This window comes from Acinetobacter sp. YH12152 (genome assembly GCF_013418285.1).
GTDB lineage: Bacteria > Pseudomonadota > Gammaproteobacteria > Pseudomonadales > Moraxellaceae > Acinetobacter > Acinetobacter amyesii.
Genome location: NZ_VPCH01000019.1, coordinates 20,100 through 33,944, shown reverse-complemented (window position 1 = coordinate 33,944; position 13,845 = coordinate 20,100). Strand labels below are relative to the sequence as shown.

The window sequence follows — 13,845 nt, the reverse complement described above, 5'->3', positions numbered from 1 at the left end:
ATTCTGCACAGACGTTCAAGTTTATAGATAAGGATATGAGGTCATTTATGCAAACACGTATTGAACATGACACAATGGGCGATGTTGAAGTACCTAGCGATGCGATGTGGGGTGCACAAACACAGCGTAGTTTGCAAAACTTTAAAATTGGTGGTGAACGTTTACCACGTCCAATGATTCGTGCAATGGGTCTCGTGAAAAAATCAGCAGCGATTACTAACGCAGCATTGGGTCAAATCCCTCAGGAACTTTCTGGTTATATCGTCAATGCAGCCGAAGAAGTGATCTCAGGTCAATGGGATGCACAATTTCCACTGGTAGTTTGGCAAACTGGTTCAGGTACGCAAAGTAATATGAACTGTAATGAGGTAATTGCCAATATTGCCAATCAAAAACTAGGCAATCCATTGGGTTCACAAAAACCTGTCCATCCCAATGATCATGTAAATCGTGCTCAATCGACCAATGATTCGTTCCCAACTGCAATCCATGTGGCTGCAAGTTTACAAATCAATGAGCTTTTAATTCCTGCAGTAACAAAACTGCGTAATACCTTAGAAGCTAAATCTAACGATTTTAAAGATATTGTTAAAATTGGCCGTACACATTTACAGGATGCAACGCCTTTAACATTAGGCCAAGAGTTTAGCGGCTATGTTTCACAGCTCGATCATGGTTTGAAGCGTTTAAATCAAGCTTTAGAAGGACTGTATGAATTACCACTAGGTGGTACAGCGGTCGGTACAGGACTGAATGCACATCCTGAATATGCTGTAAAAGCAGCAGCAGAAATTGCGAAACAAACAGGACTACCATTTGTCACTGCACCCAATAAATTTGAAGCACTTGCAGGACGTGATGCAGCTGTATTTGCGTCGGGTGCGTTAAAAACACTTGCTGCAAGTTTAAATAAAATCGCTAATGATGTGCGTTGGTTAGCCAGTGGCCCTCGCTGTGGTTTTGGTGAGCTACGCATTCCAGAAAATGAACCAGGCTCAAGCATCATGCCAGGGAAGGTCAATCCAACTCAAAGTGAAGCCATGACGATGGTGGTTGCTCAAGTACTTGGAAATGACACAACCATTAATGTTGCTGGGGCATCGGGTAACTTTGAATTAAACGTGTTTATGCCTGTTATTGCCTTTAACTTATTGCAATCTATTCAACTCCTCGGCGATGCATGTAATAGCTTTAATGACCACTGTGCAGTAGGCATTGAGCCAAACCGTGAAAAAATCGACCATTTCTTACATGATTCATTAATGTTAGTTACGGCACTCAATCCTGTAATTGGTTATGAAAATGCTGCAAAAGTTGCTAAAACTGCATATAAGGAAGGAAAAACCTTAAAACAAGTTGCGGTAGAACTCGGTTTAGTCACTGCTGAGCAATTTGATGAAGTGGTTCGTCCTGAGCAAATGGTTTCACCAAATACCAAATAAATTTTTTGAGATCATTCATCTAGAGTGTTTGAAAATAAAAAGAGAAGCTAACTCATACTTAGCTTCTCTTTTTATTGGATATATGATTGCTTTATTTTTCAGCTGGATTCTACCTAATACAGATTCTTTGGATTCATATTCATCTTGAAATGTATGTATAGAAACCAGACGATTTATTAAAAATAGGGGAACGAACAAAATGAAGAAAGGCCTGATGATGAAGCGAGTAATTCATTGGATTGTGCTTTGAATTCATTGGCACACTTGTTAAAATGCCTTTCTTTTTCTGTTTTCGTTGCTATTTGACATTTGTTTGAATAAATATTTGCAAGACAGTGTTTTATTTAAGGATTTCCCCCAATGCTCACCATCTATTTGACAGATGTCCAAAAGAACGTTCAATTTAAAGACTATCCGGGCGAGCATCCTGTTAAATTTGTTTTGAATTTTAAAAAGATTTTCCCAAGTGTTATGGAGCTTTTGCTACCAGTTTTGCCTGAAAATGAAAATCTAGAAGAAATGAGCTGGGAATCAACAACGACAGATTTTGAAAAATTTAAATTGCTACTCAGTGGTTGGGGCGTAATCGAACTTCGTTTGAATGCTATTGCGCAATATAAAGACCGTGCTTATGCAGATAACTTGGTAAAAAAAGCACAGCAAAAACGTAAAGAATATAAAAAAGCACAGTCAAAATTACAAACCGTTGAACTTGATTATTTATTCATGCACGAAGTTCATGGTTTGATTGATGCAGAGTTGGTTGAGTTAGGTGAAAAATTCTATCTACCGACGTTACGTGAGCTTTGGAAAAACCAAGTGTCAGCGAATGTACTAGAAGCAAAATTCTAAACGTCAAAAAGTTAGTCGAAAAATCCTCCGCTTAGGAGGATTTTTTATATGTACAGCAGAACTTCAGATTTACTTCGACAAGTGACTGTTTCATAGTGACCCATCAAGCAAGAGAAGCATTCCAACATTTGGAAAGTCGCGATACTTATCATTCCAAATGTTTCTGACTCATCTGCACATTTTATTTTAAAGGACCATTTTATATGTCAAATCAGTTTATTGACCTGATAAGCAAACGTCGCACTATTTATGCTATTGGGGACAATGTAAGCCAAAGCACAGAATATTTAACTGATTTGATCCAAACAGCGATTAAACAAAGCCCGTCTTCATTTAACTCACAATCTTCTCGTGCTGTTATTTTATTTAATGGTGAAAGCGAAAAATTTTGGGGCTTAGTCGCTGACAAATTAAAATCTTATGCAAAAGATGAAGAAATTGCTGCGAAGACCACGGATAAAATGGCAAGTTTTGCAGCAGGTTTGGGTACAGTTTTGTTCTTTGAAGATTTGGATGTGGTCAGTGGTCTACAAGCACAGTTTCCGACTTATGCAGAAAACTTTCCGATTTGGACCGAACATTCAACTGCCATTGCCCAATTTGCGACTTGGACCGCATTGCACACCGAAGGTTTAGGCGCATCATTACAGCATTACAACCCAATTGTGGATGAACAAGCGCATGCTGAATGGGACATTCCTGCGCATTGGAAACTTCGTGCTCAATTGGTTTTTGGTTCAGTGGAAGGTGAAGCGAAAGAAAAAGGCTATATGGATGATGCCGCTCGTTTTAAAGTCTTCCAATAATTGCGGTGTATAGCACTCAATTTTGATAAATAAGGAACGAAATCTAAGTTCCTTTTTTTATTGCAGTTTTATTGAAATAGATAGGGTTGGACAAGATTTTCATCCGTGAAAACCTTGTCCAGATTAGCCCATTGAGGACTGAGCTAAACGGGTGACTAGAACCAACTTTCTTGCATGTTGAGGCAAGTATCATCAAGTTCTAGCAATAACTTGGCTTGGTGCTCTATTTCAGGTAATTCCCAGTGGATAAAATATTGCGCGGCTTGTAATTTACCGGCTAAGAATTGTTGATCTTCAGCTAAATCTGAATGTTCAAATTTCACAAGGGCTTGATTGGCCATTTCAAGCCATAGCCATGAAATGATGACTTTGCCCATCATGTCTAGATACAACGCAGAATTACCCAGTGCCTGATCGACACGACCTTGAGCGAGGACTTGTCCCAAACTTTGTGTGGTTTTCTTCACCGTGCTTAAATGCGCTGAAAAAATTGCTGCAAGCGCTTGCGTTTTAGGATGTTGAGCTTGATCAATCGTATTTTGCATACGTTGTAATAACAGCATCAAACCTTTGCTGTTGTGCTGCCAAAGCTTACGACCCAACAAATCCAACGATTGAATCCCAAATGTTCCTTCATGGATCGGATTTAAGCGGTTGTCGCGATAGCATTGTTCAAGCGGATATTCACGGGTATAGCCAGCGCCACCTAAAACTTGGATGGCTAAATCATTGGCTTTTGGTCCATAGGCAGAAGGGAATGATTTGACAACAGGGATAATTAAATCTAATAACAGCGCACTGTCTTCATTGTTAGCGGCTTGATGTTCATCAATTAAACGTGCAGCAAACAAACATAACGCAAGTGCGCCTTCCACATAAGATTTTTGTGCCAAAAGCATCCGTTTAACATCTGTATGTTGAATAATATTGACAGGTTTTGCGGCAGGATTTTTATCTGAAACTAAGCGGCCTTGTGGACGGTTTTTGGCATATTCGAGCGACTCTAAATAGCCACGGTATCCAATCATGGCTGCACCTAAGCCGACACCGACTCGTGCTTCATTCATCATCTTAAACATATATTTAAGACCAGCACCTGCTTCACCAATCAGATAGCCTGTACATTGGTCTTTTTCACCAAAACTCAGTATTGTCGATGTTGTACCTCGATAGCCCATTTTATGTAATAAGCCGGCCAGTTGAACGTCATTGGCGCCTGCAAGTGAACCATCGCTTAGGGTTTTAAACTTCGGAACAATAAACAGCGATATACCTTTCACGCCCTGAGGTGCATCTTGGATGCGAGCAAGGACCAAATGCACGATATTTTCAGTGATGTCTTGGTCACCCCCTGAAATAAACATCTTTTGGCCTTTGATGAGGTATGTTCCATTGGCTTGCGGTATGGCTTTTGTGGACAAATCACCTAAAGATGAACCCACATCAGGTTCAGTCATGGCCATCGTTCCTGCAAAACGACCACTAAACATATGTGGTACAAACATATCTTTTTGTTCAGTCGTACCGAAAGCTTGAATTACATTTGCAGCTGCAGCGGTTAGAAATGAATAAGCCACTGATGAAGGATTTGCTGACATGAAATAAGCATTTGCAGCCATGTTGATCAAAGTCGGAAGTTGCATACCGCCTGCATCATAATCATGCTGCGCACAAAGCAAGCCGGCATCTGCAAATTGCTTCCATGCCGTTTTGACTTCTGCAATGGTTTTAACCTGTTGACCATCAAACGTAGGTTCGTTTTGATCGGCTGTTGCGTTATGGGGTGCAAAAAAGTCTTGAGCAATACCTTGTGCAGTTTCTAGGATGCTTTTGAAGGTTTCAGCATCATGTTCAGCAAAACGTGGGTAATGCGTTAAGTCTTGCGCTTTAAACACATCAAATAGCAAAAAATTTAAATCTTTGTCATTGATTAACTGCGCCATTGCTCAATCTCTAATCGGGTTGAATTTTATGCCTTAAGCCTAGCAGTTGATTTTTAGATATAGAATTGTCAATAATGACACTTAATAAGTTAAAAATGACATTTTGATAATTTGAACTTTAAATGAAGAAAATCATAATTTTAGCATTTGATGGCGCTTTAGCTTCCGCGATTACTGGGGTCATTGATTTATTTGCAATGGCGGGGGTCAGTTGGAACCGGATCCAAAAACAAAATGTGCAGCGGCTATTTCAGGTCAAAATTGCCTCACAACATGGTCAAGCTGTGCAAAGTATCAATGGCATCAAGCTTTATGCAGATTTAGCATTTTCTGAAATAACAGATGCAGATGTCATCATTGTACCAACTATTGGGGCGCCGATCTTAGATGTTTTAGCGCAAAACTCAGCACTGATCGAGTTATTAAAAACTCGGCAATTGCAAAGCGGACTGATCGCAGGAAATTGTACGGGTAATTTTTTTCTGGCAGAAGCCGGGCTTTTAGATGGCAAGCAGGCAACGACGCATTGGGGCTTTCAGCAAATGTTTCGTGAACGCTATCCTTTGGTGAAACTGAATGCAGATCAGCTCATTAGCCATGACCAAAATATCTATTGTGCAGGCGGCGGCTTAGCATGGTTTGATTTGGGACTACACCTAATAGAACGTTTTTATGGTTTTGAAACGGCAATCCATACGGCAAAATCATTTGTATTGGATTATCGTCGTGATAGTCAGTTGTCCTATTCTTTATTGAAAATATCTAAACCGCATCAGGATGGTTTGGTGCAAAAAGTTCAAGATTGGTTGGAACAGCATTATCATGAAAATATTGTCTTAGATGAACTTGCGGCGCAGTTTAATGTCACAACGAGGACATTGATTCGACATTTTAAAACGGCTTTGGATATTCCTCCGAATCAGTACTTACAATCAATACGGATAGAAGCTGCACGAAAGCGTTTAGAAGAAACGGGACATGCTTTAGATCTGATTATGCGAGAGGTCGGCTATAGTGACCCAAGCTCATTTCGACGGTTATTTCAAAAAAAAACGGGGCTGAGCCCCTTAGAATATCGTCGACGTTTCAGCCGACGATTTGATGTTTAGTTATAGTTTAAGCGGTTCGAACGGTATAACGACCATGTAAAATGTAGTAGGCACCAATACATGCAAAGGCAGCAAATGCGCTATACAAATACAATTGTGAATAGCCAATATGGTCGAGCAATTTACCGATAAAGTATGGTCCAAAGCCTAAGCCGGCATCCAAAAAGATAAAGAAAGTCGAAGTGGCAAAGCCCATACGTTCAAGCGGAGCACTTTTTACTGCAACTGTTTGGCAGACCGACTGAATATTGCCATAACCGAGTCCAAGTAGGCCTGCACAAAGTAAAAGCATCCATGAACTCTGAGTGATGCTGAGTAATACCAATGCCACGCCCATAATCACAAAAGCAGGGTAGATCACTACATTTTCACCTTTATGGTCCATCAAAGGGCCTGTAAATGGGCGAGAAATTAAGATCGCAATGGCATACATCAAAAAGAAAAACGAGGCTGTTTCAACCAAATCGATTTCATTGGCATAGAAGTTAATGAAAGATAAAACACCTGAATAGCAGATTGAAGCGAAAAGCATGATGAATGATATCGGTAATGCTTTCGGTTCTACAAATTGAGCAATCCAACTTGGTTTTTTGACGGCTTCAACAGTATCAAGAGGTTTAGTGATTTTGGGTAAATCGGGCACTTGAATCAGCAAGGCAACCAATAGGCAGCTCAATGCGATAATCGTAGAAACGATAAAAATCGCATGATAACCAATATGTAACATCATCCAAATGGCAAGAAATGGCCCAATAGCCGTACCTAACGTACTACTCATGCTGTAGTAGCCAATGCCTTCACCGCGACGTGTCGCTGGTAAGATTTGGGCAATTAAGGTACCCAGCACTGTTGATGCCATACCCATCATAAAGCCATGCATAAAGCGTATGAATAGCAACATGCCGACGCCAAACTGAATGAAGTAAAAACCAGAAAAGACTAAAAAGCCAATTAAACCAACGATCAGTGTTGTTTTACGACCAAAACGCTCTAGGAACTTACCCACCAATAAACGCCCGACCAATGTGCCGACAATGAACAAGCCTGAAACTAAACCTGCTTGGGCTGTAGTCGCACCCAATTCAGCAACCGCATAGCCCACGATCACCACAACCAAGAGATAAAAGGTTAAAACCAATTGGAAGTTAATGGCGCTGACTAAAATAAAATTTCGAGTCCAAAGTGGTGCTTTATCTTGCATGATCATCACCTACAGTGCTTTGTTCAAGTTCTTGCATGACACGGTGTAAAATTTGAATGGAGTGTTGGATATCTTGGCTGGCTAATGGCGCAATCAGGCGCTGCTCAAAGGCATCTATGTCTTTTGCACATTGCTGAAATAACTCACGTCCAGTCTCGCTGAGCATCATTTTCTTTTGCCGTTTATCGTCAGTTTGCACATGTGCCAAAATATCCATCTGAGCAAGAATTTTGACACGCTTAGTGATGGATGGCTTGGATACATTTAAATATTCTGCCATTTCAATAGAAGTACAAGCGTTTTTTTCACGGATGACAAACATGACTTGCCAAAGTGAATAGTTCAATTGATAGGGCAGTAAAATCGTGTTGATTTCATCACTCATCAGACGCGCACAGCGCAGAAGTGAAGAGCGGAAACCTAATGAGGCATTCATGATAGTTAACTAGGGTAACTAAATTATCGCAACTTTACGCCTAATTTATTTTGAATTCAAGTGAACAACTTAAAGCAAAAAATAATAGGTATAAAAAACCTGTGCGCACACAGGTTTTCTTGCATAACATTTCATTTAAAGCTTATCGTTCAATGCATATCGTTGAATTGATACCTTAAACAATACGTGTTTATTCTACAGAAGCTTCTGCAGCTGCAATTGCTGCATCTTCTGCTGAGCTGTCTGCATTTTCTGAGATTTCTACACTTTCACCATCTGCATAAGCAAGTTCTTCACCTTCTGATTCAGCTTGCTCTAAATAAGCCGCAAGTTGTTCATCTGTTAATTCAGGTTCACCTTCAGACATCATCGCTTGTTCTTGTAATTGTGCTTGTTCTAAATTACTCATCATACTTTGCATATTGAACATCAATGGAATCATGACCAATAAATAAACAATCATCAGGATTAGATACAATGACCCAATAACTTTCTCTGTTTGTTCCGTTGGACGCTTAATGCCATATTTATTTTCACCTTCGGTGCCTTTTGCCGCCATCACATAAATGCTAAAGATGGTACCGACCAGTGGGATGAGAAAAATTAAACAGAGCCAACCGCTTTTATTTAGATCATGTAAACGACGAATCGTAATGCAGATCATTGCGACAAACATTGCAACGATAGAAACGACAATCAGTGCGATTGCACTGAGTCCTAAGAATGAATTAAAAAGTGCTTCAATACTACGTTCTGCTGAATTGAAAAATGCAAAAAGACCTAGCGCGACGCTGATGCCCAATAGGCAGGTATAAATCATACTAATGATAAATAACCACGCTAAATAGGACAGACGGCCAAAACGTCCCTCAGGAGACAGTGGATGATCGGCTTTTTGAATTTGAGGCTGAATATTTTGATCTTGTTGAAACGGATTCAATTCGCTTGAAGTAAGTTCAGTCATTATTATTCCAATTTTAATTATCTAATTTATTTTCTATGCCACAAAGGGCAGCATTATTGTATAGCGAAGTAAAAAAAGGTCAAATATTAGACATGGCTAAGTCATCAAATATTCCTTAACCATGCTGTAATGTGGTCTGTTATTTATGTAATTTACGATACTCTTTAGGGCGCATTGGACGACTGGCTTTCCACAAACCTTTCTTTTGTTTACGTGCTTTGCTTTGTAAATTCATCATATAGTTCAAATGCTTTTGGTCACGGATGTATTCTTCATATACCCATGCAGCCCCACGTTTTACCATCTCTTCATTCATACATTTACGATAGCGATAAATGACCCCAACGCAGCGGCCATAACGGTCTACATCAGTGATTTTTACGCGAACAAATTTCTTGTAAACCATAGATTTGATCAGGCGGGCTGACTCTTTACCGTAGGCTTGTGTCGATTCTGGCGCATCCACATAAGCAAAGCGAAGTTTGGTTTTAGAACGTCTTAGATTCATCCGATAGCAGGTGAGGGTATCTCCATCACTAATATCGGATACACGGCAGAGGTACGATTTTCCTTTCTTAAAAGGTTGGAAAAAATCCTTTAAGAAAATGGTGACTTTGTAAAGAACATAGACTGTGATCAAGCACAGTACTGCACCTAAAGCCATGAGCCAATTCGCGGAGAGATTTGAAAGCATACATAATGATATGAACGAGGTCATATCGCATAAAAACAGGAGTTTAGATTTTATAAGAACTCATGATTTATGGCTGTCGAATAAACCGACGGTCAGTTAAAAATACCTTAAATAATCAGTATTTGATCTATAAATATACAGCAAGTTTCATCACGCAAAATTCAATCTAAATCCATGTAAATAGCCTAAGCAAAGTGATATCCCATTTAAAAATAGCCTAAGCAAAAATTTTAGAAATTTCGCTTCGCAAAAAAACATGCCGGGAATTTAATTCCAAATCATTATGCCAATACATCCCTAGTTTAATTTTCGGCAAGTTTACAGGTACATCAAAAATATTCAGTTCGGGAGCAACCTGTAAATGCGTCAAAATATTTTGTGGAATCGTCAATATTGCCTTAGGTTGCTGTGCCAAAATTTGTAACGCTGTAGAGTAATGCTGACAGCGTAAAAAAATCTCTCTGGAGTGTTTTTTACGGGTTAAATAAATATCCTCGACTAATACACCTGCACGTCGGGAAGAAACCCCAATGTGAGGAGCAGAAAGATAAATATGTTCATCCATCATTGGATGTTGACTACAAACCACGAATTGGTCTTCAACCAAGGTTTGAAAATTAATCTTTTCACCAAAGTTTTGCTCAAGGTCAATCGCAAAATCAATTTGCTGTGCAGCAAGGTCAGCCACAATGGTTTTACGGTCTAATTTAATACTGGAAAATTGGATCTGAAACTGCTGCTGTTGAAAGTGTTCAACTAACTTAGGAAAAATAATCGGTTCAATTTCATCATGTACCGCAATTTTTAGGCTCTGCACCATCGACGGAGTAAATTGTTGTTTTTGGATAGAAATGCTTTGAATCGCAATAAGCGCATTTTTAATTACTGGATAGATCTGCTCGGCAAATGGGGTCGGAAGCATTTTCGCCCCAGCACGTACAAATAAGTCATCTTGTAAATGTTGTCTTAAACGTTGAAGTGCATGACTCGCTGCAGACTGAGTAATACACAAAATTTGTGCTGCTTTTGAAATGCTTTTTTGTTCATAAATTGCGATATACAGCGGATATAAATTGATATCCATACGGTGAAAAACACCCATATCGATGACGGTATTTTTATGAATACTATTCATGTTCATCTATTGAATTAAATCATTTTGTTCATATTAGATTTCAGGTTATGGTGTTGTAAAGCGTAAAGAACAGAATATTTAAAGGATGTTGTCATGTTTGAACTTTCAGCACGTGCACAAGATTATATTGAAAGAACAAAAAAATTTATTAAAGATGAAATTGAGCCTGTAGAAACTGAGTTTTGGGCAGAAGTTCATGAGTTGAATCAAGGTGGTGATTGGACCAAATGGCAATGGCCGGCACAGTTAGAGGTCTTAAAAGATAAAGCCAAAGCTGCAGGCTTATGGAATATGTTTTTACCATGTGCTGAACTTGGACAAGGTTTATCTGTACAAGAATATGCACACATCGCAGAACTTTCAGGCCGTAGCTTACTTGCACCTACAGTATTCAATTGCAATGCACCAGACAGCGGCAATATGGAAGTGATTTGGCGTTATGGTACCGAAGAACAAAAGCAGCAATGGTTAACACCATTACTAGACGGCAAAATCCGTTCGGTATTTTGTATGACAGAACCTGCTGTTGCTTCAAGTGATGCCACCAATATGGAAGCTACGGCTGTCGTTGAAGGTGACGAAATTGTATTGAATGGCCGTAAGTGGTGGTCTTCAGGTTTAGGTGATCCTAATGCTAAAATCATTATTTTTATGGCGCATACACCAGATGAAAGCAAAGACCGTCATCATCAGCATTCAATGGTTTTAGTACCAGTTGAAACTGCTGGAGTGAAAATCGAACGTATGCTTCCAGTCTTTGGTGATTATGATGCACCACATGGACATGGTGAAATTAGCTTCACAAATGTACGTGTTCCTGTTGCAAACTTTATTGGCGGTGCAGGTCAAGGTTTTGAAATTGCACAAGGTCGTTTAGGCCCAGGCCGTATTCATCACTGTATGCGTTGTATTGGTGCTGCCGAAAAATCGCTAGAACTGATGATTGACCGTGGTATGAGCCGTACTGCTTTTGGTAAAGAAATCTTAAAACTCGGTGGAAATTTAGAACGCGTAGCAGAAGCACGTGTTGCGATTGATCAGGCACGTTTACTGACCCTTTATGCAGCATATAAAATGGATACTCTTGGGAATATGGCTGCATTAACCGAGATTTCTGCCATTAAAGTGGTCGCGCCGAGTGTCTTAGAAAAAGTTGTTGATATGGCGATTCAAATCCACGGCGGTGCTGGGGTTTCTAGAGATACACCGCTCACAGGTTTCTTTGCGCAAGCACGTTCACTGCGTCTAGCTGATGGCCCTGATGAAGTACATAAAGGCATGATTGCTAAATTAGAATTGGCTAAGCGCGGTTACAGCAGCCGTCGTAAAAAATAAACAAGTTGTAGTCACATATTTGGCATGGCAACCCCGAGTTGTCCATGCTATAAAACTATAGAAAATTATATTTTTATCATCATGATAGATTCAAGTTTAGGAAGAAAAGCATGTCAGTGATTGATGTAGGCGGTTCAGTTCGTGAGGGTGAAGAACTGGATGTACGTGCCGTAGGCAATTGGTTGATTGAACATGGCGTTGAAATAGAAGGGCCTGTTGAAGTCACTCAATATTCAGGTGGCGCATCAAATTGGACTTATCGCTTAAAATACGACAATGCTGATTTAATCTTACGTCGTCCACCGAAAGGTACCAAAGCCAAGTCTGCACATGATATGGCACGTGAATTTAACGTACAGAAAGCATTATCTGAATTTTATCCTGTACTCCCTGAAATGGTGGCGCTATGTCAGGATGAATCAGTTATTGGCTGTGATTTCTACGTGATGAAGCGCGTAGAAGGCATCATTCCACGTGCAAACTTACCCAAAGAATTAAATTTTGATGAAAGCCAAGTTCGAGCGTTATGTACCAACGTCATCGACAAGTTAATTGAACTGCATCAAGTGCCATATGAAGGCACAGCTTTAGAAAAAATAGGCAAGGGCGACGGCTACTGTCGTCGTCAAGTGGAAGGTTGGGACGCACGCTATGAAAAAGCCAAAACCTTAAATGTTCCTTCTTTTAAATATGTCCGTAATTGGCTCAAAGACAATATTCCTGCTGACTCTAAAACCTGTGTAATTCATAACGATTGGCGTTTTGACAACGTCATTTTAGATCCAAATGATCCTACCCAAGTGATTGGCGTATTGGATTGGGAAATGGCAACGCTTGGCGATCCACTGATGGACTTAGGTTCAGCTTTAGCGTATTGGGTTGAAAGTGGCGATAACGCAATTTTTAAAGCGACTCGACGCCAGCCGACTAACTTGAAAGGTATGTTTAGTCGTAAAGAAGTCGTTGAATATTACTTAGAAAAAACTGGTCTACAAACAGACAACTGGACATTTTATGAAGTGTTCGGCATTTTCCGTTTAGCCGTGATCGCACAGCAAATTTATTACCGCTTTTACCACAAACAAACCAATAATCCGGCATTCAAAGATTTTTGGATTGTGATCCATGCTTTACATATTCGTGCCTTAAAACTTATTGGTTTGCAAAAACTTGAAGCCAATGATGTGGCACAAAAATATATTGAAAAAATGAAGGATATTTTAGGGAAATGACCACGATATATTTAATTCGGCACGGTCAGGCTTCTTTTGGTGCAGAAAGCTATGACAAGCTTTCTCCCAATGGTGAGCTACAGGCTAAGGTGCTGGGACAGTATTTCGACCGTATTTTAAAAGAAAGTCCTTATGTGGTTGCGGGCTCAATGCAACGTCATCAACAAACAGCCAATCTTGCATTGGCTGAATGCTTTCCAGAAGCACAAGTTGATACAGATAACGCGTGGAATGAATTTAATCATCAGCAAGTTTTTGCTCAATATGAACCTCGATTTAACCAGCCGCATTTATTAAAAGAAGATGTATCTAAGCATGAAAACCCGCGTGCTTATTTATCTAAAATTTTTGAAGGTGCCATTGAACGTTGGACAGGCGGAGAATTTCATCATGAATATGATGAATCTTGGCCACATTTTAAAAGTCGAGTCGAAACAGCGCTAGAAAAGTTATGCACTCAACTGGCTGAAACCAAACCGCGTTATGCCGTTGTGTTTAGTTCAGGTGGAGTGATCTCCGTTGCAGTCGGTAAAATTTTAGGGCTGAGTCCTGAAAAAACATTTGCACTTAATTGGGCCATTGCCAATACCAGTATGACAACACTACGTTTGGTTGGAAATGAGCCGCAATTACTCAGTTTAAATGAACATCATTTTATAAAAGCAGTTGATCCAAATTTATTGACTTGGATCTAAG

13 protein-coding genes are annotated in these 13,845 nt (G+C 39.8%); 7 read left to right on the top strand and 6 right to left on the bottom strand.

What is annotated here, in order from left to right:
• The first annotated feature begins 47 nt into the window (after positions 1–47).
• From fumC to FTU83_RS08015, 3 genes are all read left to right on the top strand, one after another.
• Positions 48–1,442: a class II fumarate hydratase gene (gene fumC, locus FTU83_RS08025; protein WP_180106045.1), complete on the top strand. Its 1,395-nt coding sequence runs from the start codon at positions 48–50 to the stop codon at positions 1,440–1,442.
• 360 nt (positions 1,443–1,802) lie between these two features.
• On the top strand, positions 1,803–2,294 hold the full coding sequence (locus FTU83_RS08020) for a hypothetical protein (RefSeq protein WP_078193829.1): 492 nt from the start codon (positions 1,803–1,805) through the stop codon (positions 2,292–2,294).
• 203 nt (positions 2,295–2,497) lie between these two features.
• A complete protein-coding gene (locus FTU83_RS08015; protein WP_180106044.1) occupies positions 2,498–3,100 on the top strand; it encodes a nitroreductase family protein in 603 nt (200 codons plus the stop codon).
• A 155-nt stretch (positions 3,101–3,255) separates the two neighbouring features.
• Here the strand turns inward: FTU83_RS08015 and FTU83_RS08010 are convergent, their stop codons facing one another.
• Positions 3,256–5,043, bottom strand: coding sequence for an acyl-CoA dehydrogenase (locus tag FTU83_RS08010; RefSeq protein ID WP_180106043.1), 1,788 nt, complete (start codon positions 5,041–5,043; stop codon positions 3,256–3,258).
• A gap of 122 nt (positions 5,044–5,165) precedes the next feature.
• Between FTU83_RS08010 and FTU83_RS08005 the strand changes: the two genes are divergently transcribed.
• Positions 5,166–6,152: a GlxA family transcriptional regulator gene (locus FTU83_RS08005; protein ID WP_180106042.1), complete on the top strand. Its 987-nt coding sequence runs from the start codon at positions 5,166–5,168 to the stop codon at positions 6,150–6,152.
• A 7-nt stretch (positions 6,153–6,159) separates the two neighbouring features.
• Here the strand turns inward: FTU83_RS08005 and FTU83_RS08000 are convergent, their stop codons facing one another.
• The 5 genes from FTU83_RS08000 to FTU83_RS07980 form a co-directional block, all read right to left on the bottom strand.
• Positions 6,160–7,359, bottom strand: coding sequence for an MFS transporter (locus FTU83_RS08000; RefSeq protein WP_180106041.1), 1,200 nt, complete (start codon positions 7,357–7,359; stop codon positions 6,160–6,162).
• Complete coding sequence (locus FTU83_RS07995; protein ID WP_373685246.1) at positions 7,343–7,792, bottom strand: MarR family winged helix-turn-helix transcriptional regulator; 450 nt, start codon at positions 7,790–7,792, stop codon at positions 7,343–7,345. The genes FTU83_RS08000 and FTU83_RS07995 overlap by 17 nt, the downstream gene beginning before the upstream one ends.
• A gap of 187 nt (positions 7,793–7,979) precedes the next feature.
• Entirely contained in the window at positions 7,980–8,753 is a 774-nt protein-coding gene (locus tag FTU83_RS07990) for a DUF805 domain-containing protein (RefSeq protein WP_180021740.1), read from the bottom strand.
• 139 nt (positions 8,754–8,892) lie between these two features.
• Positions 8,893–9,447, bottom strand: coding sequence for a thermonuclease family protein (locus FTU83_RS07985; protein WP_078190973.1), 555 nt, complete (start codon positions 9,445–9,447; stop codon positions 8,893–8,895).
• Positions 9,448–9,664: 217 nt separating this feature from the next.
• Complete coding sequence (locus FTU83_RS07980) at positions 9,665–10,582, bottom strand: LysR family transcriptional regulator (RefSeq protein ID WP_180106039.1); 918 nt, start codon at positions 10,580–10,582, stop codon at positions 9,665–9,667.
• A 93-nt stretch (positions 10,583–10,675) separates the two neighbouring features.
• On the opposite strand from FTU83_RS07980, the gene FTU83_RS07975 reads away from it, so the two are divergent.
• The 3 genes from FTU83_RS07975 to FTU83_RS07965 all read left to right on the top strand — a co-directional run bounded on the left by FTU83_RS07975 (position 10,676) and on the right by FTU83_RS07965 (position 13,844).
• On the top strand, positions 10,676–11,917 hold the full coding sequence (locus FTU83_RS07975) for an acyl-CoA dehydrogenase family protein (protein ID WP_180106038.1): 1,242 nt from the start codon (positions 10,676–10,678) through the stop codon (positions 11,915–11,917).
• Positions 11,918–12,027: 110 nt separating this feature from the next.
• A complete protein-coding gene (locus FTU83_RS07970; protein WP_168377545.1) occupies positions 12,028–13,149 on the top strand; it encodes a phosphotransferase family protein in 1,122 nt (373 codons plus the stop codon).
• Complete coding sequence (locus FTU83_RS07965; protein ID WP_078193820.1) at positions 13,146–13,844, top strand: histidine phosphatase family protein; 699 nt, start codon at positions 13,146–13,148, stop codon at positions 13,842–13,844. The genes FTU83_RS07970 and FTU83_RS07965 overlap by 4 nt, the downstream gene beginning before the upstream one ends.
• The last annotated feature ends 1 nt before the right edge of the window (position 13,845 follow it).